This is a genomic window from Streptomyces sp. NPDC051822, assembly GCF_044452745.1.
Lineage (GTDB): Bacteria > Actinomycetota > Actinomycetes > Streptomycetales > Streptomycetaceae > Streptomyces.
Window position 1 is genome coordinate 293,284 of sequence record NZ_JBITBZ010000010.1, and the last position, 21,628, is coordinate 314,911.

The 21,628-nt window shown below is 72.6% G+C and carries 16 protein-coding genes and 2 pseudogenes; 8 read left to right on the top strand and 10 right to left on the bottom strand.

The window, feature by feature from the left end; genetic code table 11:
* Positions 1-22: 22 nt before the first annotated feature.
* The 6 genes from ACIA8N_RS28090 to ACIA8N_RS28115 all read right to left on the bottom strand — a co-directional run bounded on the left by ACIA8N_RS28090 (position 23) and on the right by ACIA8N_RS28115 (position 6,647).
* The gene (locus ACIA8N_RS28090) at positions 23-394 is read right to left on the bottom strand and encodes a GNAT family N-acetyltransferase (RefSeq protein WP_365785618.1); all 372 of its coding nucleotides are present in this window, start codon (positions 392-394) and stop codon (positions 23-25) included.
* 18 nt (positions 395-412) lie between these two features.
* A complete protein-coding gene (locus tag ACIA8N_RS28095) occupies positions 413-1,765 on the bottom strand; it encodes a hypothetical protein (RefSeq protein WP_365785553.1) in 1,353 nt (450 codons plus the stop codon).
* A gap of 574 nt (positions 1,766-2,339) precedes the next feature.
* Positions 2,340-2,531, bottom strand: a complete 192-nt coding sequence (locus ACIA8N_RS28100) for a hypothetical protein (RefSeq protein WP_365785551.1) — start codon at positions 2,529-2,531, stop codon at positions 2,340-2,342.
* 525 nt (positions 2,532-3,056) lie between these two features.
* A complete protein-coding gene (locus tag ACIA8N_RS28105) occupies positions 3,057-4,613 on the bottom strand; it encodes an FAD-dependent oxidoreductase (protein WP_365785549.1) in 1,557 nt (518 codons plus the stop codon).
* The gene (locus ACIA8N_RS28110) at positions 4,610-5,329 is read right to left on the bottom strand and encodes a class I SAM-dependent methyltransferase (RefSeq protein ID WP_365785547.1); all 720 of its coding nucleotides are present in this window, start codon (positions 5,327-5,329) and stop codon (positions 4,610-4,612) included. The genes ACIA8N_RS28105 and ACIA8N_RS28110 overlap by 4 nt, the downstream gene beginning before the upstream one ends.
* Before the next feature lie 130 nt (positions 5,330-5,459).
* Complete coding sequence (locus ACIA8N_RS28115) at positions 5,460-6,647, bottom strand: lycopene cyclase family protein (protein WP_365785545.1); 1,188 nt, start codon at positions 6,645-6,647, stop codon at positions 5,460-5,462.
* 219 nt (positions 6,648-6,866) lie between these two features.
* Here ACIA8N_RS28115 and ACIA8N_RS28120 point away from each other — a divergent pair, with 219 nt between their 5' ends.
* The 6 genes and pseudogenes from ACIA8N_RS28120 to ACIA8N_RS28145 form a co-directional block, all read left to right on the top strand.
* Entirely contained in the window at positions 6,867-8,387 is a 1,521-nt protein-coding gene (locus ACIA8N_RS28120; protein WP_365785543.1) for a polyprenyl synthetase family protein, read from the top strand.
* A complete protein-coding gene (gene crtI / locus ACIA8N_RS28125; protein ID WP_365785541.1) occupies positions 8,384-9,904 on the top strand; it encodes a phytoene desaturase family protein in 1,521 nt (506 codons plus the stop codon). Before ACIA8N_RS28120 ends, crtI begins: the two co-directional genes overlap by 4 nt.
* Positions 9,901-10,995 (top strand): phytoene/squalene synthase family protein, encoded by a 1,095-nt coding sequence (locus ACIA8N_RS28130; protein WP_365785539.1) that lies wholly within the window; start codon positions 9,901-9,903, stop codon positions 10,993-10,995. The genes crtI and ACIA8N_RS28130 overlap by 4 nt, the downstream gene beginning before the upstream one ends.
* Positions 10,992-12,029, top strand: coding sequence for a DUF5914 domain-containing protein (locus ACIA8N_RS28135; RefSeq protein ID WP_365785537.1), 1,038 nt, complete (start codon positions 10,992-10,994; stop codon positions 12,027-12,029). Before ACIA8N_RS28130 ends, ACIA8N_RS28135 begins: the two co-directional genes overlap by 4 nt.
* A 1,150-nt stretch (positions 12,030-13,179) precedes the next feature.
* Positions 13,180-13,848 (top strand): annotated as a pseudogene (locus ACIA8N_RS28140) (hypothetical protein); the annotation flags it as partial.
* 187 nt (positions 13,849-14,035) lie between these two features.
* Positions 14,036-14,518, top strand: a pseudogene (locus tag ACIA8N_RS28145) (DUF4394 domain-containing protein); the annotation flags it as partial.
* An 88-nt stretch (positions 14,519-14,606) separates the two neighbouring features.
* On the opposite strand, the gene ACIA8N_RS28150 reads toward ACIA8N_RS28145, so the two are convergent.
* The 4 genes from ACIA8N_RS28150 to ACIA8N_RS28165 form a co-directional block, all read right to left on the bottom strand.
* Positions 14,607-15,257, bottom strand: a complete 651-nt coding sequence (locus ACIA8N_RS28150) for a fasciclin domain-containing protein (protein ID WP_365785535.1) — start codon at positions 15,255-15,257, stop codon at positions 14,607-14,609.
* 84 nt (positions 15,258-15,341) lie between these two features.
* Positions 15,342-16,943, bottom strand: a complete 1,602-nt coding sequence (locus tag ACIA8N_RS28155; protein ID WP_365785533.1) for a molybdopterin-dependent oxidoreductase — start codon at positions 16,941-16,943, stop codon at positions 15,342-15,344.
* Positions 16,944-17,009: 66 nt separating this feature from the next.
* Complete coding sequence (locus tag ACIA8N_RS28160) at positions 17,010-19,115, bottom strand: MMPL family transporter (RefSeq protein WP_365785532.1); 2,106 nt, start codon at positions 19,113-19,115, stop codon at positions 17,010-17,012.
* 347 nt (positions 19,116-19,462) lie between these two features.
* Entirely contained in the window at positions 19,463-19,702 is a 240-nt protein-coding gene (locus tag ACIA8N_RS28165; protein ID WP_365787329.1) for a chaplin, read from the bottom strand.
* A gap of 367 nt (positions 19,703-20,069) precedes the next feature.
* On the opposite strand from ACIA8N_RS28165, the gene sigK reads away from it, so the two are divergent.
* Positions 20,070-20,657, top strand: coding sequence for an ECF RNA polymerase sigma factor SigK (gene sigK / locus ACIA8N_RS28170; RefSeq protein ID WP_399416812.1), 588 nt, complete (start codon positions 20,070-20,072; stop codon positions 20,655-20,657).
* Positions 20,654-21,406: an anti-sigma factor gene (locus ACIA8N_RS28175; protein WP_365787333.1), complete on the top strand. Its 753-nt coding sequence runs from the start codon at positions 20,654-20,656 to the stop codon at positions 21,404-21,406. The genes sigK and ACIA8N_RS28175 overlap by 4 nt, the downstream gene beginning before the upstream one ends.
* Positions 21,407-21,628 lie beyond the last annotated feature (222 nt).

Consider the following 21,628-nt stretch of genomic DNA (forward strand, 5'->3'; position numbering starts at 1 on the left):
CTCGGGGTGCCGTCTTCACCGACTAGATGATCTCGATGCTCAGCTGGAAGCCCAGTTCCTCAAACCCCGACAAGGCCGCAACGCGCCGGGAGGCACGAGGCCGCGCACGCCATTGCGGCAGCAGCCTGGCGGTGAGGGCATGTGCGACCGTCGCTGAGTCTGTCACCCTCGCCGGTCGCTGCCCACGCACCGCTGGCGCGGTCAGTACGCCGATGTGAGCGGTCCGGCTCGGCCAAGCCCGATAGCCGGCAGCAGCACCTACTTGTCCTTGCTCGCGGACGACGAAGGCAGCGAAGTGATCTCGTCCAGCGCTGCCTCCCCAGCGTCCTCGTCGCCAGCCGCTTTCTCCAGGTGCCGAAGCTCCGGATGGCCCGGTGGCAGTTGCTCCGCCAATAGAGCACCAGCTTCCGCCTCAGAACGGGGGGTCTTCCCGCCACAGGTGTGTCGTCGGTATAGCGGGCGTTTGGGTGTGGGGCTGCTGAAGGACGGCCAGGGCTTCGTCGATACGGCCGAGGTCGATGAGGTAGCCGGCCAGGTCGTGGCTGTTCCTGCGGTTATCTTGCTGAAGGACTGTGATGGATTCCTCGGTGCGCCCGGCGTCGGCGAGAAGCCGAGCGATGTGTTCCGTCGCGTACGAAGTGGTGCCCTCGGGGTGGGCTCGGGCCCGTTCAACCGCCTCCTCGACCCCGCTGCAGGCGGCGATCAGCGGCAACCGCATCCAGAACAGGTCCCATTCAACCTCGCCCTCGCACTGGGCGGCGAGGGCGTCGAGGTGGACCAGGCCGTCGGAGGGGCGACCCTGGTCGAGACACAGCTCGGACAGGGCGTGGAGAATCCAGTCGTCGCCGCGGTGGGCGTCGGCCTGGGCGCGCATCACGGCGATCGCCTCGTCGCCCCGGCCGTGCCGGACCAGGAGCTGCGCGAGCGCGTAAGCCGAGTTCGGATTCCGGGCCGCGGGTCCGTCGGTCTGCCCGTATGCAGCGATCGCGCCCTCAACGTCACCACACTCCTCCAGCAGCTCCGCCAGCCGCTGTACGACCTCCTCATGTCCGTCGGTTGCCGCGTAGGCGCGCAGTTCCTCGATCCGGCCGTGGCGGGCCAACAGGTCGGCGAGCTGGTCGCGGCTATTGACCGAGGTGATCTGCCGGTGCCTGAGAAGGGCGATGGCCTCGTCGATGTTGCCCTGGCGCTCGCGGATCATCGCGAGGAGGCCGATCGCGGTGTCGGGGTCGAGGCCGCAGCACCACGGACCGTCGCAGCGGTGGTCGGCCCGTATCCGGGCGGCGAGCAACGCGGCGGCCTCCTCGTCCCGGCCGGCGACGGCGGCCACGTCGACCAGGGCGGTGGCGAGCGCCCAGTCATCCGCGTGCGGCAGCAGCATGGTGAACGCCTCCTCGGCGCGGCCGTGCCGGGCAAGCAGCCGCGTGTAGGCCTCCAACGCCATCGGGTGCCCCACAGCCATCCGGGCCCGGACGGTCTCGATCGCTTCCTCGCTCCGGCCCCAGCCCTCCAGCAGCTCGGCGGTCGCTACGACGGCCGTCCACCAGCCCGTAGCGGTGTACGGGGCGAGCACCTCCAGTGCGTCTGCCTGCCGACCCCGCTCGCCCAGCAGCCGCGCCCACACAAGCGCGCAGAACCACTCCCCACGTCCGGCCCACTCCTCCACCACGGCTGCATGGCCGTGGTGGAGGAGCCGGGAGACCAGTTCCGGCGGGATACAGCCGGACCGCGTCCGGGCCCGGTAGTCAAGATCAGCAGAGTCCACGGCCACGCACCATAGCGCCGACCTCTGACATCCGCCGATGCCACTGGCAGTTTCGAATACAGCACGGTTGCAATGACGCTCCTCGCCAGTCGGCGTCTTGGCCTGGGACGCGAAGCGGCCTGAGGCGTACGCCAATGACCAGGACGCGGGCACCGGTCCCGTCGCAGTGACCGCGCGAACGAACCGTCAGAAGGCCGACCGGGACCCGGCCACCTGGGATGCCGCCGGCTCCGAACGCCAGCTGCCGCTACCTCGCCGAGTGGACCGCCACCAAGCTCCGCTGGGGGCTGTCCGCTGACCAGAGTGAGATCGACGCCATCAACGCTACGCCGCCGGCCCGTGCGCGATGACCGCCGGCCACTACACCCCGGCCCCCGTAACCAACAGGCAGGTCGAAGGCAGGCGTGCTCACGGGCTCGTGCTCGCCCTGCGGGCGCTCGCCTTCCTCGGCTTCAGCACCGTCGCTGGCGTCGGGTCTAACGGATTGGCACACGCTGCCGCGTTGGCGGCGAGGGCGACCCAGCCCCCGCTTCTTGCGTCTGTGTCGAAGTGGAACCGGCTGGTGTGAGCAGGTTTAGGTGGTGGCGTCGGCGGCGGTGTTCCAGTCGCAGGAGGTGATGCTGCCGGCGGAGCTGTCGCTGTCGAGGCCGCCGGGCTTCTTCAGCCTGAGGTCGGGGTTCTCGGCGGTGCTGGTGTTGAGCAGGACTTGGCGGGCGTAGCCGCGGCAGAGGGGGAGTGCGGCGGAAGCGAGCGCGGTGGTACGCACGCGCACCGAAGGCCTTTCGGTCAGAAAAAGGACTGGACGCCGGCGTCGGGACGGGTGCGATCTTCGCGCCCGAAGGAAGCCGGAGAAGCGGACAACCAGGAGCGTCGCCGCGAGCTGCACACGGACTCGTCCGAGCCGGCGGCCGCATGAGCGTGTGGTGTCAGGGTGCCGGTCCACGTCCCTCACCGGGCGCCGCCCGTAGACGGCCGCAGCCCGGTTCGCTGCTGTGCAGCTCATCTCCGCGCATGCTCTGTGCGACGGCATGCCACAGCCGACGGTTCATCGACGGCAAAGCTACCGCCCGAATGGGTGACGCCGAGGAACGCCGGCTTCAGCACGTCGTCGACGACGCCCGGGCCGAATGAGCGGCTCAATACCACGTCCGCGCCCCCGGCAGCCGGGTTCGGAACGGGAATGTGCTGGTCCTTGCCCCGGCCGCAGACGTGACACAGGATCCTCTGTGGTGAGGTGTGGGTGTCCGGCCACGGACGCGGTACGTCCTTCCGCGGGTCGGCCTCCGCCTCCTCAGCGCCCTGCCCACGCGGCCGCCCGCCGCAGTACGGCGTCACGACCGCGGTCCGGCACCGTCCACAGGGTCTGCCCTCGTACGCCCCATCGCTCGAGGAGGGCGTTCGCGGCCAGGAACCCGGTCGTCGCCGCCCGTTCCATCAGTGCGACGGGCAGGTCGGTGCGCACGACGTCGCCGGCCACCACCAAGCCGGGATCGGAGGTGCGGACGGTGGGACGGTCGGCGTAGCCACCCACGGGAAACAGCGGGCAGTCCTCCCGCCATTCGTGGCGGACGTCGACGACCTCGGCTGCCCCGGTCTCCGGATAGACGCGGTGGAGCTGCTCGACAAGGCGTTTCTGGACGACGGCGCGGGGCTCGTGCGGGTCGACGGCGTAGGCGTGGAGCTCCACGACGGATCCCGCGGTACGCGCCACCCAGTGCGCCGCCTCGTCCTCCCAACGGTCCAGCACGCTGATGTTGTCCAGGCCACCGAAGCCACTGGTGCCGAGGAAGCCGGGGCGGTCGGGGGCGACGGGCCGGTCCAGCCACAGCCGGGTGACCAGGAAGGGCGGGGCCGTGCGCAGGCGCGCGACGCGCTCCCGCCATGCGGGGTCGCCGAGCCGCTCCGAGCGCGCGACCAGGGACCGCAGGCCGGCGGCATCCAGGGCGAGGACCACGGCGTCGTACCGGCGTTCGCCGCGGTCCCCGGCGACCTCGAATCCGCCGCCTCGGGTAGGTGCGACGTGCTCGACCGCGCTGCCGGTGCGCAGTTCGGCGCCGTGCCGGCTCAGGTATCCGCCCAGGGGGTCCCACAGCGCCGTCGGGAAGGGCGAGCGGGGCACGTCGAACAGCAGGCCCTCGGCCGAGCCGAGGAAGTAGATGTGGAACATCAGCGCCATCTCGGCCGCCGACAGCTGTCGCGGGTCGGCGAAGAAGCTCCGGGAGAACACCTCGAACGCCAGGTGGCGGGCGCGCTCGGGGAAGCGGACGGTCTCGAGGAAGTCGTAGGCGCTGATGTCGTCGAGGCGGTGGTAGATGTCGGGGACGCGGACGTCGAGCAGCGGCAGGGCCGCGACCGGGTCCATGGCGCGCAGGTCCCGCATTGCGAAGGAGGGGCTGAGCGCGACGAAGCCCAGCGCGCTCCACGGCGGGGTGCGCGGCACGTGCCGGAAGCTGTCGCGCGACCCGTCCGCGTGCAGCAGCGGATAGTCGGGCAGTCCGGCCAGCCGGGCCAGGGCGGGGTCGGTACGGCGCAGCAGGCCCCGCAGGTTGTAGTACTGCCGGAAGAACGCGTGGAAGCCACGGCTCATCGTCACGGTGCTGCCGTCGCGCAGGCGGGTCGGCCGACCGCCCACCCGGCCGCCGAGGTAGGGCTCGCGCTCGTACAGCGTCACCGCCACGCCCCGTTCGGCCAGCGCGGTGGCGGCGGCGAGTCCGGCGATCCCTCCGCCGACGACGGCGGCCGAGGGCCGGCCGTCGGCGCGGTCGGCTCCCGGGCGGGCCGGCAGCACGCGGGCCCGGCGGTCCCGGCCCCGGCGTGCGGCGGGCGGGCGGGACACCGGGCCGGTCATCGGACGTCCTTCCCGTGCGAGGCCACGAAGGTGTGGGTGATGCCCGTCTGCCAGCCCGGCAGGGGCAGAACCCGGACGTGGTCGAAGCCGGCCTTCCGGATCCGGTCTGCGAACCGGTCGGCCGTGTCGAAGCCGACGACGCTGTGCCACAGGTGACGGTAGAGCGGCCCGTCCCCCAGCAGGGTCGCGGCGGGCTGGACGACGCCTCGGCACACCAGCGTCCACACCGCCCGATCGGCGCGGCGGCCGCTGAGGCTGTACTCGTGCACCCCGAGCCGTCCACCCGGGCGCAGGACGGCGCGGACCGTACCGAGGACGGCGTCGGCATCGGAGACGTTACGGAAGAGGTAGGCGGCGAACACCGCGTCGAACGGCCCTTCGACCCCCGCCTCCGCCAGTCCCTCGGCCGGCGCGTGGACGAGCCGCACTCCGACCGCCCACGGCTTGGCGGCGGCCCGCTCGAGCATGCCGGCCGAGGCGTCGACGGCCGTGACGGAGGCGGCCGGGAGGACGGACCGGATCGCGGCCGTAGAGGCGCCGGTGCCGCAGCCGAGGTCCAGCACACGCAGCCCGGCCCCCTGCCCTGGCAGGCCGAGTCGGCGCACCGAGCGCCGCAGATGGGCGTGATAGCCGGGGTTGGCGGCCACCAGGGCGTCGTAACTGCGGGACGCGTGGTCGAACGCGGCGGCGAGGTTCTCGTCGCGCAGCAGGGTCATGCGCTCTCCAGGGGATCGGTGATCGGTGGGAACGGGCGGGGCGGTTGAAAGGGCGGCGGAAACAGGCCGGTCGGACGAGGGGCGGTGGGAACAGGCCGGTCGGACGAGGGGGCAGTGGGAACAGGCGGGGTCAGTCGAAGGGGCGGCGTGACAGTCCGGGGAGTTCGACGGCGGTGCGCAGCATGGGGACGACCGGGGTGTGCAGGCCGACGGAGAGGTCCTCGAACAGGCTCGTGCGCCCGTCGAGGAAGCGCAGCAGCCGGCCCGCCGGGACGTGGGCGAACAGCCGGGAGAACAGGGCGGGGCCGTCGACGCGGCCGCTGTCGAGAGCGCGCAGGAGCACCGAGTCCATGGTGCGGGCCCGCCAGGAGTGGGCGGCCGGCGGGACCGGTCCGCGCCCCTGCCGCAGTGCGGCGGCGACCGCTCGTGTCTGGCGCTGGAGACCGGCGAAGGCGTATCCGGTGGACGGACGGGTCGCACCGCCCGCGGCACCGATCCGGAACACGGACGCGCCGACCCGTCGGGGCATGGGAGCGTCCGTCATGGGGATCACTCCGGTCTCGGTGGCGGCGACCTCCAGGTCGCCGAGGCGCAGTACGTCGCCGGCGTAGTGCCGTACGGCCGCCTCGTAGCCGCTCGCCGTCAGGAGGCGCGGGGAGAACTCCGTGTACTCCACGAGGGCTTCGCACGGGCCGGTGGGCAGGACGTAACCGAAGGAGAGCCCGTCGGCGGGCTGAGGGGTGCGGAAGTCCATCAGTTCCACGGTCCCGTGGTCGAAGGCGGGCCGGGCGGTGCGCACGAACCAGCCGTGGAAGTGTTGCAGCAGGGTGGTGCGGGCGGCCGGGAGGCTGCCCAGGGGGCGCGAGTCGAACACCCAGCGGGCCTCCAGGACGCGGGGGCGGCCGTCGGGCCGGGTCATCAGTAGGCGGGCGCCCGAGGGGATCTCCTCCACGGTGTCCACGGCCGCCTCCAGACGCCGGACGTTGGCGCTGTGTGCGAGGTCCCGGGCGACCAGGGACTCGAAGTCGTCGGAGCGGATCATCTTGTACCGCAGCGGCGCGATGTCCCCCTCGATCGCGCGGCCGTCGGGCGGTCGTACCCGCAGGTGACGCCATTCCGATCGCACCGCGGCGTCGAAGCGGCCGCGGCCGGACTCCCAGAAGCACCAGGTGCGCGGAGCCGGCCGGAGCGGGCCGGGCGGGGCGTCGACGAGGATCACGGACGGAGTCAGGGCACCTGGCACGGGGCCGTTCAGCCGATGGGCCAGGGACAGTCCGGCGGCTCCCGCCCCGATGACCGCCACGTCCGCCTTCAGCACGGCTGCTCCCTCCGTCCTTCTTCTCGCTGCACACCACCCACAGGGGGTTCCCGCCCCGGCGTGGACTCGGATGCGGTCGTCGGAGGCCGACCACCTCACGGGTACGCCCACATGGCCGCATTACCGCATATTTCGTGTACCCGTTCCGCACCGCATCCGTATCACGGGAAGGGACTGAAGACCGGCAAGGAGAGCGACACCACGATGAGAGGAACCGGGATGCGCCCCACCCAGGCGAAGGACCACCCCGCGGCCACGCCGTCGCCCCTCTCCCGCCCGGTCGCCCCTTCGGGGTCCCCGCCGCAGCGAAGGCGGCCGGGCCGAGTGGTCGCCGCCGAGGCGCACGGCACGGGCCCGGCGGGAGGCCCCGCCCTTGCGGCGGTCGAGCCCGAGGCCGTCGAGCCCGAGGCGGTCGAGCCCGAGGCCGTCGGGTCCGACGCGGTCGGGTCCGACGCGGTCGGGTCCGACGCGGTCGGGTCGGATGCCGTCGACGCGGACGTGCCGGCCGCGGTCGGGCGCGTACTGGAGGGGGTGCTCGCCGACCGGCTCGTCCGGGCCGGGGATCTGGACGCCCTCTTCGCCCGCGAACTGGCCGAACGGGTCACCCGCTTCACCCAGGAGGGCGGCAAGCGCATCCGGTCGCAGCTCGTCTGGTGGTCGATGCGCGCCTGCGGCGGGGCCGGTGATCCGACTTTCACGGCGGCCCTGCGCGTCGGGGCCGCGCTCGAACTGCTCCAGACCTGCGCGCTGGTCCATGACGACGTGATGGACGGCTCGACGCTGCGTCGCGGCCGTCCGGCGCTCCACGCCGACGTGCGCGCACGGTACAGCGGTGTGGCGTCCCCGGCCCGCGTCGCCCGCTTCGGGGAGGCCGCCGCGATCCTGGCCGGGGACCTGGCGCTCGTGTGGGCGGACGACGTCGTGGCCGGGACGGCGCTCGATCCGCGGGCGGAGGCCGTGGTGCGCCGGCTGTGGGGCGACATGCGCACGGAGATGGTGGCGGGGCAGTTCCTCGACCTCCAGGGGCAGCTGACCGGGTCGCGGGCGCGGCCGCGCGCGCTGCGCGCCGCGTGTCTCAAGAGCGCGTTGTACTCGGTGGCACGCCCCCTCGCCCTGGGCGCGGCGGTGGCGGGCGCGGACGGCCGCACCCTGCGGGCGCTGTGTTCGGCGGGGCGCTGTGTGGGGATGGCCTTCCAACTGCGCGACGACCTCGACGACGTCTTCGGTGACCCCCGGCGCACCGGCAAGAGCCTCGGTGGGGACATCCGCGAGGGGAAGCCGACCTATCTGGTCGCCCTGGCGGTGGCGCGCGCGGAGGCCGCGGGCGATCGGACCGCTCTGACGGTGCTCGACCGGGCGCTCGGCGACGAGGGTCTGTCTCCGGCCGGGCTCGAGGAGGTGCGGGACGTCCTGGTGCGTACGGGTACCCGGGCGGCGGTCGAGTCGAAGATCGAGCGCCTGTCGGCGCAGGGACTGCGTCGCCTCGACGGCGCCCTGCTCGACGCGGACGCCGAGGGCCGCCCGCGCGACGCGGACGCCGAGGGCCACCTGCGCGACGCGGACGCCGGGGGCCGCCTGCGCGACGCGGACGCCGGGGGCCGCCTGCGCGAGCTGCTGACCGCGGCGACGGTCTCCCGTGCCGCGGACGACCCGCCCGCCCGCTCACACCCGCCCGCCCGCTCACACCCGGCGCCGGATCTCGCTCCGGTGGGCTCCGGAGCGCGGGAGGCCCGTCGATGACGCGCACGCTGTCCGGCCGTACGGACCATGTGGTGGTCGTCGGGGCGGGTCTGGCCGGTCTGTCGGCGGCCCTTCATCTGCTGGGCTCCGGGCGCCGGGTCACCGTCGTCGAACAAGACGTCCTGCCCGGCGGCCGGGCGGGCCGCCTGGATCTGAGCGGCTACCGGATCGACACCGGTCCGACCGTGCTGACCATGCCCGACCTCGCCGACGAGGCCTTCGCGGCGGTCGGCGACAGCCTGCGCGAGCGGGTCGACCTGATCCCGCTCCACCCGGCCTACCGGGCGTCGTTCGCGGACGGCAGCACGCTGGACGTGCACACCGAGGGCGAGGCGATGGCCGCGGAGGTGGAACGGTTCGCCGGGGCCCGTGAGGCGGTGGGCTACCGGCGGCTGCGCGCCTGGCTGGAGCGGCTCTACCGGGTCCAGATGCGCCGCTTCATCGACGCGAACTTCGACTCACCCCTCGACCTGCTGACCGGGGACCTCGCCCGGCTCGCGGCGCTCGGCGGCTTCGGCCGCCTCGACCGGCGAATCGGCGGTTTCCTCAAGGACGAGCGGTTGCAGCGGGTCTTCTCCTTCCAGGCCCTGTACGCGGGTGTGCCACCGGAGCGTGCGCTCGCCGCCTACGCGGTCATCGCCTACATGGACACGGTCGCCGGGGTGTACTTCCCGCGTGGCGGCATGCACGCCCTGCCGCGGGCCATGGCGGACGCCGCCGCCGACGCGGGCGCCGAGCTGCGGTTCGGCGAGCGGGTGACCCGGCTGGAACGGTCGGGCGAGCGCGTCACCGCCGTCGTCACCGCCCGGGACCGCGTCCCCTGCGACGCGGTCGTCCTCACCCCGGACCTGCCCGTCACCTACCGGCTCCTCGGCCGCCGGCCCCGCCGGCCGGTGCGGCTGCGGCACTCCCCCTCCGCCGTCGTCCTGCACGTGGGCACGGACCGCACCTGGCCGCAGCTGGCCCATCACACGATCTCGTTCGGCGCCGCCTGGCGGGGCACGTTCGACGAACTCACCCGGCAGGGGCGGCTGATGAGCGATCCGTCCCTGCTCATCACCCGGCCCACGGCCACCGACCCCACTCTCGCCCCACCGGGACGCCATCTGCACTACATCCTCGCTCCCTGCCCCAACACCGACATCGGACCCGGCGCGGCCGTCTGGGGCGAGCTCGGTCCGCGCTACCGGTCGGAGCTCCTGCGCGAGCTGGAACGACGCGGTCTCGACGGCATCGAGGCCGCCGTCGAGGACGAGTGCCTCGTCACCCCGGCCGACTGGCTGGGCCAGGGCCATGCGGCGGGCACCCCCTTCTCGGCGGCCCACACCTTCCTGCAGACGGGCCCGTTCCGGCCCCGCAACCTGGTACGGGGCACGCAGAACGCCGTCCTGGCCGGCTGCGGCACCACCCCGGGCGTCGGCGTGCCGACCGCCCTGGTGTCGGGGAAGCTGGCGGCGGCCCGGATCACCGGTGGCGCCCGGCGGCCTTCCGTCCGGACCGAGGGGGCGGCGCGATGACCGCACGCGAACTCGACGCCGCCGGCATCACCGACCCGGCGCTGCGGGCGGCGTACCGCCGGTGCCGTGAGCTGAACGCGGCGCACGGGAAGACGTACTTCCTGGCCACCCGCCTGCTGCCGGCCGATCGCAGGCCCGCCGTGCACGCGCTGTACGGCTTCGCCCGGTGGGCCGACGACATCGTCGACTCACTGGATCCCGGCGACGACGACGGCCGCCGCGGAGCGCGTCTGGCGGCCCTCCAGCAACGTCTGGACAGCGGACTGAGGCAGGGGACCGGCGACGAACCGGTGGTGCTGGCCCTCGCCGACACCGCGCGCCGCCACGCGATCCAGCACAGCCACTTCCAGGACTTCATGACCGCCATGAGGGCGGATCTGGAGGTCACGGACTACGCCACCTATGCCGACCTGCGCGGCTACATGCACGGATCGGCCGCCGTGATCGGCCTGCAGATGCTGCCGGTCCTCGGGACGGTGGTGCCGCGCGAGGAGGCCGAGCCGCACGCGGCGGCCCTCGGGGTGGCCTTCCAACTGACCAACTTCCTGCGGGACGTCGGTGAGGACCTCGACCGTGATCGGGTGTACCTGCCGGCCGATCTGCTGGCCGGGCACGGTGTCGACCGGGAGCTGTTGCGCCGGTGCCGGGACACGGGCCGTCAGGACACGCGTGTCACGGCCGCCCTGCGGGAGTTCGAGGCACTCACCCGCCGCGTCTACCGCGAGGCGGAACCCGGCCTTGCCATGCTGGATCCCGTGTCCCGCCCCTGCATCCGCACCGCGTACATCCTGTACGGGGGCATCCTCGACGCCGTCGCCCGGGACGGCTACGCCGTGCTGCACCGCCGATCCATGGTGCCGCGCCGGGAGCGGGCGGCTGTCGCGGCGGACGGGCTGGCCCGGGTACTGGCGGCCCGGCTGCGGCACCGGGGCCGGTCCGCGACGCTCCGGGCACCGGCGCGCTCTGCACCGCTTGTCACTCCGGCTCCGTCCGCCACTCCGGCCCCTCCCTCCACTCCGGCTCCGCCCGTCAACCCGGCGCCGTCGACCGCCCCCGCCCCCGTCCGACCGGTCTCCGAGGAGGTCGCGTGAACGCCGAACCGCCGTCCGTACGGCGCTCCCGTCTGCCCCTCTCGTTGCGCCGCGGACCCGTCCCGTGGGACCGGCAGCAGCCCACCTGGCGCGACGCCAAACCCGGCCTCATCGCAGAGGCGTTGAAGCGGGCGCAGGCCAGGCGGTCCGGAAACTGGTACGTCGTGGGGGCCTCCGCCTCGGTGCGCCCCGACCGCCCCCTGGCCCGGACTGTCGCGGGTGGCGAGGTCGTCGTCTGGCGCGGCGCCGACGGGCGACTGGTCGCCGGGCCCGGTGTCTGCCCGCACCTCGGGGCGCCCCTGGCGGAGAGCCCCGTCCGGTGCGGGACACTGGTGTGCCACTGGCACGGACTCGCCCTCGACGGGACCCCGACCGCGGGCTGGGAGCCGTTGCCCGTCTTCGACGACGGCGTCCTCGTCTGGGTGCGGCTCGACGAGACCGGTGGGGAGACGCCCCTGGACGCCCCCGTCGTACCGGTCCGTCCGGTTCCCGCGCGGGGGGTGACGGCCGTGTACGAGGGCACCGGGGTCTGCGAACCCGAGGACGTCGTGGCCAATCGCCTGGATCCGTGGCACGGGGCGTGGTTCCACCCGTACTCGTTCGTCGACCTGACGGTGGTCGGCTCGCCCGACGAGCCCCCCGAGGGCTCCGACGGCTCCGACGGCTCCGACGACGGCTTCACCGTCGACGTCTCCTTCAAGGTGGCCGGGAGGCTAGTGGTGCCGGTACGGGCGGTCTTCACCGCGCCCGAGCCGCGCACGGTCGTCATGCGCATCATCGAGGGGGAAGGGACGGGCTCCGTGGTGGAGACCCACGCGACCCCGCTCGGGCCGGACGAGCGGGGCCGTCCGCGCACGGCGGTGACCGAGGCCGTGGTGGCCGCCTCCGACCGGCCGGGCTTCGCGTTCGTACGCCGGGCCGCCCCGCTCCTGCGCCCGGTGATGCGCACCGCGGCGGCCCGGCTGTGGAGGGACGACCTGGCATACGCCGAGCGCCGCTGGCAGCTGCGTTCGACGGGCAGGTTCCCGGGCTGACACCGGGTAACCGCGCGGGCCCGTGCCGGAGTTCGACGTGGCGCGGTCGATGCCGAGCCGGCCCGGAGGCCTTCGGCGGGGCCCGTGAGCGGGTAGGGGCCCGCTTGCGCCGGGTCCGAGGCAGCCGGGTGGTCGCGCGGCCACCCGTGACGGGCCGTCAGCCGGTTCGCCGGCTCGTCGACCACCTCCTTCACCGTGTCCAGCGATGCATCGGGGGGTCACCGGATACGGGGGCGCCGCCGAGGCGGGATCTTCCCCTGCGGGGAGTCCACATGCACGACGTCAACGTGCGTGCCCTGCTGTCTGATGCGGCAGAAGGGGTCAGAGATGTGGATCGTTTGTGAGCGGGTGGGGCCTGAGGCCCCCGGGCTGAGGAGCGCGTCGTGCGCCGTCCGTGCTGACCACGTTCTCGGTGAAGGACAGCGGTGGTGCACCGACTGCTCCCCCGAGAAGGGGTAACGGATCTGATCTCCACCAGCTCCGGGAAACCCGAACGGGCACCTCGCCGTTGTCCACGGCCTCGATCTGCCCGCTGAGGTGCGGGTAGTAGTTCGAGGTGTCGACGACCACCGTCTCGTCGGGACCGCAGCGAACAGGCCGGTCGGCTTCCCCGCCGCCCCGGAGGGGATGGCCAGGATGGAGACATCCCGGCCCTGGTCGGCGTCGGTCAGCTCCGCCGCGCGGGCCCCGGACCCAAGCCATACCCGTTCGTGACCACGGAACGACGATGCGATCGACGCGGCCCGGATGCAGGCCGAGCAGTCGCTTCCGGCGTTGCCGGTTGTGGACGCCGACGGGCAGCCGTACGTGATCGTGCCCGGCTCACAGCTGATCCGTCAGCTCATTCCGCCTACATCGCCGAAGACCCGTGGCTACGACGCCGCGAAGAGGACTGGCACGTTGGTCCGGTTCCGCGGCCGTGTCATCGGCCTGACGTATCTACGTCGGCACCGGTGCTGCAGAGGCGTCGACTCCCGCCGTGCGTCTGCACTGAGCGGTTGATGAGCGCGCCCACGCTCGACCGTACGGGCGATGCACCCGGAGGGCAATCCTCTGCCCCGGTCGCGCCGAATAGACGGTGAAAGGGACGAATGTCCGACCGCGATCCGGTCCCGTGCCGGTGAACCTCCCCGGAAGGGGATGCATCGCGATGCCAGCCAAGCGCTCAACCCGTCTCACCACCCTCGTGGCCCTGCCCGCCGCCCTCACACTCGCCGTGGCCGCCCCGGCTCTCGCCCACGGCGGGAACGACGGAGGGTCGCAGACGCAGCACTCCCGGAACTACAAGGTCGACCTGCGGCAGCTCAACGACTCAGGTGCCCGCGGAACCGCGCAGCTCACTCTGCAGGGCCGCCAGCTCACCGTGAAGATCGACGCCCAGGGACTCGTCCCGGGCCAGCCCCACGCCCAGCACATCCACGGATCCACCACCGGACACGACTTCACCTGCCCCGACGCCAGTGCGGACAAGAACGGCGACGGCATCGTCACCACCACCGAGGGACTGCCCGCCTACGGAGACATCAACATCTCCCTGACCACCAAGGGCGACACGACCAAGGCCAGCGGCCTCGCCGTCGACCGGATGCCGGTCGCGGACAAGAACGGCAGCCTGTCCTACTCACGCACGATCGCCGTCTCCCAGGCGGTCGCCGACAACATCACGTACCTGCACGTCGTCCAGCACGGAATAGACCCGAACGGCAACGGCAAGTACGACTTCGGCAAGGGCAAGAGCGAACTCGACCCGAAGCTGCCCCAGGAGGCCACCGCGCCGGCCAGCTGCGGCACGATCGAAGGCCACAACGGCGGCTCCATGACCATGAACTAGCCTCCGAGAAGGCGCCGCCTCCGCCTTGGAGTAGCAGCCATCCGCTCGTCCCGACGGCCTGGGCGACTCTCCGCCGAGGCCGTCAGCGCGTCGGCTGCTGCGGGCTTCGAGGTGGTCCTGCCGTTCACGGCGGGCGTGCGGTCCGGCGTAGCAGTGCTGTCGCGGCCTGGAACTTCCGGCCGCGAACCGGCTGCGGGTCGTCTCCGACACCGGGCAGAACCTCCGTCACAACATCGACGACGTCTCCGCGCCGCTGTCGACGACCGTGGACGGCACGCTGACCAATCCGACCACCCCGCCGTCGACCGCGACAGGAGTCACCGCCGCCGCCTATACCGACAACGACCTGAGCGCCGCGACCGCGACGACCCTGTTCGATCTCGACACCATGGCCGACCGGATCTCTCTGCAGTCCCCGGCCAACGCCGGCACCCTCGCCCCCACGGGCAGCCTCGGCGTGAACGCGGGCCCGGACGCCGATTTCGACATCTACACCCGGCCGGACACGGGGAGGAACCACGGCTTCGCGGCCATCGACGGGGGCGGCGGCTACCGCCTGTACAGCGTCGACCTCCTCTCCGGGAAGGCCACCGACAAGGGCGCCTTCCCGAAGAGGCACCAGGTCACCGACCTGGCCCTGCCCGTCAACCAGATGTGAGCAAAGCCGGTGCTCCGCGTCCCTCGCGGTGAGGGATGCGGACCACCGGCCGCTGGGTGTCAGGGAGAGTGCCAGGATGCGCTCGCGGTTACTTGGGCATGAGGACGGTGTCGACGATGTAGACGTTGGCGTTGGCGGTCTTGACGTTGCCGCAGACCACCTTGGAGGTGTCGTTGACCGTGTATGCCTCGCCGGACCCGGCCGTGGTGATCATGCCCTTCTGGAGGGTCTCGAAGGAGCCGCTCTCCAGCTGCTTCGGGGCGAGCTTCTGGCCGACGACGTGGTAGGTGAGGATCTTCGTCAGCGTGTCCTTGTCGGCGAGGACCTTGTCGAGGTCGGCCTTCGGGATCTTGGCGAAGGCGTCGTTGGTCGGCGCGAAGACCGTGATGTTCTCGGCGTTGTTGAGGGTGTCGACCAGGCCGGCCTTCTTCACCGCGGTGACCAGGGTGGACAGGGCCGGGTTGTTGGAGGCGGCGGTGGCGACCGGGTCCTTGGCCATGCCGTCGAACGAACCGGCGCCGTCCTTGGGAACGCCGGCACAGGCCGGGCCGAAGGGCTGGTCCATGGCCGTCGTGTCCTCGCTGGGGGCCTCGCTCGCCGTGGTCGGGTCTGCGGGGGCCGTGGTCGGCGCGGCCGCGTCGGTGTTGCTGTCGGAGTCCGAACAGGCGGCGAGCGAGAAGGGGAGGACGGCAGCGGCGGCCACGGCGATGGCTCCACGGCGAAGGCGCAGGGTGTTCATCTTTGTTGCTCCTATGAAGAGTTGTCTGCTCTGTATCGGGATTGCGGTGTGGTCTCTCCGGGCCCGCGGTGGGGGGCCGGTGGTCTAGGTGACGGTGACGAAGGCGCTGTGCCAGCCGCTCGCGCCGTCGGGTACGGTCCGCGTGCGCCGTTCGGTCTGGACCTGGCCGGCGCCGTCGGTGGCACGGACGGTGAGGGTGTGCCCGCCGGGGGTCGCCTGCCAGCGGTACGACCACTGGCGCCAGGTGTCGACGGTGTCCTGGGCCGCGAGGTCGGCGTCCTGCCAGGGGCCGTCGTCGACGCGAACCTGGACGCGGGCGATGCCCCGGCGCTGGGCCCAGGCGACGCCGGCGACCGTGACGGTGCCGGCGGCGGGCCGGGCGAAGGGCTTGGGGGTGTCGATACGGGACTGGGTCTTGATCGGGGCCCTGCGGGCCCACTTCCGCTTCACCCAGTAGGCGTCGTAGGCGTCGAACGTGGTGAGCTCGATGTCCTCGATCCACTTGCAGGCGGAGACGTATCCGTAGAGGCCGGGGACGAGCATGCGGACGGGGGAGCCGTGATCGAACGGCAGGGGTCCGCCGTTCATTCCCACGGCGAGCATCGCGTCCCGCCCGTCCATGACGTCCTCGACGGGCGACCCCAGCGTCATGCCGTCCACCGAACGCGCCACCAGCTGATCGGCCCTCCCGCCCCGTGAGGGAGGCTGCACGCCGCACTCGGCGAGCAGGTCCGCCAGGCGTACGCCGAGCCAGCGGGCGTGGCCGACGTACGGCCCGCCGACCTCGTTCGAGACGCAGGTCAGCGTGACGTCCCGCTCGATCAGCGGGCGGGCGAGGAGGTCGTCGAGCGTGTACGTGCGGGGGCGCGCGACGCCCTTGCCGTGGATCCGCAGCCGCCACGTATCGGCGTCGACCTTGGGTACCACGAGGGCGGTGTCGACGCGGTAGAAGTCACGGTTCGGGGTGGTGAACGCGCTGATCCCGCGCACCTTGAGCTGTGCTCCGGCCGGAACCGGGGGTGCCGGCGATGCCGGTGAGGGCAGGACGAGGTTGTTGCGGGAGGTGACCGCTCCCTGCCCGCGCTGCCGGGACAGCACCCGTCCCAGCGCCCCCGCTCCGGTGGCACCGGCGACGGTCACGGCAGCGGTGGCCAGGAACCCCCGCCGGCTCCAACCGCCACCGGTGCCCTCCCCACCGGTGCCCTCGCCACCGGTGGGGGAGCCGCCCGGGGCGGCATTGCCCGCCAGGAGGTACAGCACGGCCGCGCCCGCCACCGCACCGGCCATGGACGGCAGCGCGTCCGCGACGCCCGCCGTGTCCGGCCGGCTCAGGGCGGCGGCCGTCCCGACGATCCCGAAGACCAGGACTCCGGCCGCTCCCAGCCGCCTGTGCCGGAGCGCCAGAACGCCCAGGGCCATCGCGAACAGGGCGAGCAGGACCAGGATGCCGAGTTGCAGGGCGACCTTGTCGTTCTCGCCGAACGTCCGGATCGCGAAGTCCTTGACCGGCGCGGGTGTCCGGTCGATGACCGCGCCGCCCACCACCGTCACCGGCCCCGCCTCCGGCCTGATCAGGGCGGAGGTCAACTCGGCCACGGCGAGCGCGGTGAATCCGGCCGACAGGCCGGCCACCGCCCCGAGCAAGGAGCGGGTGAGGGTGTTGCGGAAGGTGCTCACAGGGGGCATTCGGCGGCACCCGATCGGCGGATTGGTCTGTCACCCGAAAGACTTGCGGCAGCGGTTGCGACGGATTCAGCTCTCGCACGTCGGGGCCATCTGAGCAGCGACCTCGTCAGCGGTGCCACCGTCGGGCTCGGGCTCGTCGGCGAAAGGCTGCGAGCTCCAAGGGACTTCGGGCACAGCGGCGGGCCACCAGGTCCGGTGTCCGAGGTCGAGGATGAGGGCGGGAACGAGGAAGAGGCGCACCAGAAGCGTGTCGATCAGGACGCCGACGGCGACGACGCATCCGATCTGGGCGAGGTAGAGCAGCGGCATCACGGTCAAGGCGGCGAAGGTGGCGGCCAGGATGAGTCCGGCCGCGCTGATCACGCCGCCCGTGCTGACCAGCCCCTGCCGCACGCCGAACGCGGTGCCTGTCTCGCGTGCTTCGTGCCGGACTCGGTGGACGAGGAAGATGTTGTAGTCCACGCCGAGGGCGACGAGGAAGATGAAGGAGAACAGCACCACGGCCGGTTCGGTGGCCGCTGAACCGTCGACGAGGCCGAACGCGAGCGCGGAGACCCCGAAAGCCGTCAGCAGGCTCACTCCCGCGGCCGCGACGAGCAGCAGCGGCAGCAACAGACAGCGCAGCAGGGCGATGAGGATCACCAGGACCACGGCGAACACCACGGGCATGATCAGCCGCTGGTCTCGTAGCGCCGTGCTGTGGACGTCGTGCAGATACGCGGCTTGGCCACCGACCAGAGCTCCGGTGCCGCCGAGAGACACGCGCAGGCGTTCGACGACACGGCTGGCCTCCTCGCTGTCCGCCACGGCGGCGAGCGTCGCGAGAACCTGATCCCGTCCGGCCGCCGGGGGCGAACCAGCGGGTGCCCTGACGACCTTGACGGCGGCGACCCCTGCCGTGATGGCGGTGACGGTACGGACATCGGCTGTCCGCGCCGGCGGGGTGACGATCACGAGGGGACTGGCGGTGCCGGCCGGGAAGTGCCGGGCCAGGACGGTCTGCCCGATCGCCGAGGGCGAACCGGCGGGAAGGGCCCGGTGCAGGGGGACACCGCCTTGTGAGAGCAGCGGGGCGAAAGCCGCGCCCGCGAGGAGCAAGACGAGGCAGCCACACCAGAGGCGGCGCGGCCGGCGCTCGGTCGCGCGCGCCAGCCGTACCCATCCCTCCCTGACCGCGAAGTGTCCCTGCCGCGGCCAGAACACGCGGGGCCCGCACAGCAGGAGGAGGGCCGGCAGGAAGGTCAGGGACACCGCCGCGCAGCAGGCCATGGCGATGGCCACCGCCGGCCCCAGGGCCTGGTGGGACGGCAGGGTGCTCAGGGTGAGCGTCATCATGGCGCAGGCCACGGTCGCGGCGCTGGCCAGCACGGGCGCCGCCGTCGCCCTGCAGGCCGCGACCACAGCCCCCTGCGTGTCGCCGCCGGGCCGGGCGAGTTCCTCCTTGTAGCGGGCCGCCAGGAGGAGTGCGTAGTCGGTGCTCGCGCCGATGACGAGGACGAACACGATGCCCTGGACCTGGCCGTCGAGCACGAGCCAACCCGCCCGGGCGAGGGCGTACAGCAGGGCGGATGCCGAGGCCAGGGCAAGCAGCGCTCCTGCGATCACCAGCAACGGCATGAACACACTGCGGTAGACGAGCAGCAGGATCAGCAGTACGCCGGTCAGCGTCACCGCCAGCAAGGTGCCGTCGGTATGGGCGAAGGCGTCGTCCAAGTCGGCCTGAGCGGCAGCCGGGCCAGCCAGATGGACGTCGGTGCCCGGTACCCCGCCCGCCGCCTTCCTGATGTCCCCGAGCTGCTCGGACAGGTGGTCTGGTCCGGCGGCGACGACAGCGGTCAGGGCCTTCCCGTCCTCTGCCAGGACAGGCTCCGCGTCCGAACGCGATCCGGTGATGCCCGCGACGACCCGGCGCGCAGCGGTTCGCTGGGCAGCGGTGAGCCGGTCGTCCGCCGCGGAGCCGGTCCACACGACGGCCAAGGGCAGGGCCTCGCCAGTGCCGTCGGCGCCGAGCAGCTCGGCCGCCCGGGCCGACTCCGCGCCGGGCGGCAGCTCGGCCGCCTGCCCCGTCCGTGTCACCTCACCGAGGCGCGCCGTGCAGGGGCCGGCGATGCCCGCGAGTGCCAGGCACAGGAGAAGTGTGACCAGGGCGCCTGGCCGGTTGAGCCAACGCATGGATGTTCCCTCTTCAGTCCGGCGGTCCGGCCCGGATTCAGGCGCGGGTCGGCTTCGTCCTCGGTGACGCCCCGTTCAGCCCACCGGTAGCGCCCTTTCGCCCGGGAGACGACGTTGCCCGGCGGGGACTTGAGGCCGTCCGAGCACGTCGTACGGACGTCCTTGTAAGCCCTGGCTTTTCCGGTACCGCGGGCGGCCGCCGACAGCCGCCCGCGGTCGACCCGCCCCGGGCCGCGGCTCTGCGTGCGGGACGCGCCGAATGCGCCCCCGCCCGCGGCCCGGGGCGGGTCACCGGCCCGCGTCACCCCGAACAGGGGGCGGACCGGAGCCCGTCAGCGGTTTCCGGTTCAGGCGTTGACGCAGGTGTTGCCGAACGTCGGGTTCAGCAGGCCGATGACGCTGACCGTGTTTCCGCACGCGTTGACCGGGACGTGGAGCGGAACCTGGATCAGGTTGCCGGAACCGACTCCGGGCGAGTGCGCGGCGACGCCCTGCGCCCCCGCGTCGGCCGCGGCCAACGAGGCTCCACCGACCACCACGGCACCGGCCGCCATCACTACCGCCAGACTCTTGCTGATACGAACCATCGCGCTGTCTCCCAAGAAAGGGCTCGTGCCCACCGTGCGGAGGTCCCGCACGGCCGGCGAGGAAACCGGCGCACACTCCCCGGTCCTCATCGCCTTCTTCGCTGTCACCTCGCCACCGGTTGGGTCAGGAGCACCCCGTTCACTCGTACGAGCGATCAGAGTGCACCTTCGGTGACGAAACGCCCGCCCATCCGCACATGCATCCGCTACGAAGACTGGGCAGAGACCACATCCTGTGTTCTGTTGGCCCGACTGCCGGTGTGCCGGCCGGCCCCTACCGACCAAGGACGCACATGCGATGGACACGCAGCTCCCGGCCGGCCGATCCCGGCCACTTCGTCTGGTCGCCACCACCGGTGTCCGGCCGGTGAAACAGCCACTGCCCTTCGGTGCCCCGGACCGGACCGGGCACCGCGACCTCACCGACGTCGTCCAGGAGGTCGCCCGCGGAGACAAGCAGGCCTTCTCCGCCCTCTACGACGCTCTCGCACCCCTGGTGTTCGGGATCACGGTCAAGGTCGTCCGCGACCGGGCCCAGGCCGAGGAAGTCGCCCAGGAGGTGATGATCGACCTGTGGCGGCAGGCCGCCCGCTACCGACCCGAAGCCGGCAGCGTGACGACCTGGGCCGGGACGATCGCCCACCGGCGTGCCGTGGACCGCGTCCGCTCCGCCCAGGCCGCCGCCGACCGCGACCAGGCCCACGCCGCTCGCGAGCACTCCACCGCGTACGACGAGGTCGCGGAACAGGTGCAGACCCGGCTGGAGAGCGAACAGGTCCGCCGCTGCCTGCGCGGTCTGACCGAACTGCAGCGACAGGCGGTAACCCTGGCCTACTACGGGGCACTGACCTACCGTGAGGTCGCGGAATCCCTGCGCACACCGCTCCCCACCATCAAGACACGCATGCGCGACGGGCTGATCCGGCTTCGCGACTGCATGGGGGTGACCACGTGAGCCAGCACCACTCGGACACGCACGCCCTCGCCGCCGCCTACGCCCTCAACGCCCTCGACCCGGAGGAACGGGAGACGTTCAGCGGCCACCTCCGGCACTGCGAGGAGTGCCGCGAGGAAGTCGCCGAGTTCGAGGCGACTGCGGCACGGCTGGCCGCCGCCGCGGCCCAGCCCCCGCCGACCTCCATGAAGCAGCGGACGATGTCCGCCGTCGACGGCGTACGCCAACTGCCGCCGCGCGTGCCCGTCCCCACGGCCGCGGTGGGCTTCAGGGAAGGGCTCCGACGCAAGGCCGTACCCCTGGCACTGGCCGCCAGCCTGGCCGCAGCCGCCACGTTCGCGGGCCTCGCCACCTGGCAGTACCAGGAAAACGCCGACTCCCAGCAGCAGGCCCGTCAGGCCCAGCGACAACTCGACGCCGTCAGCACCGTGCTGGCGGCCCCGGACGCCCAAACCGTCCATGGACGGGCCACCAACGGCGCCCTGACCAGCGTCATCACCTCCGACCGTCAGAACAGGGCCGTCTTCGCCGCCACCGGCCTGCCCACCCCGGCGCCGGGCAAGACGTACCAACTCTGGCTGGACCACCAGGGCACGATGCGCCCCGCCGGCTTCATCCACACGGACGGCACCGTCCTCATCCACGGCAGCCCCTCCGACGCCACCGCGGTCGGCCTCACGCTCGAACCCGCCCAAGGATCCGCACAACCCACCACTGCGCCCCTGCTCCTGATGAGCCTGCCCGCCTGACATGAGTACCGGCGCAACCCCGACGTCACCGGCGACGACGACCCCGACGCCTGACGACCCCCGCACGATCACCACCACCGAGGCCGGCCGCGTACACCCCCGCATGCTCGACGCCCGGTCCGTTTCGACAGCCGTGAACAGCGTCCGCAACGACGGGGCAAGGTCCTGACGGCCCTGACGAGGGCGGAGCAAAAGTGTTGGTTCCCGCGAGCCGTGTCCTCA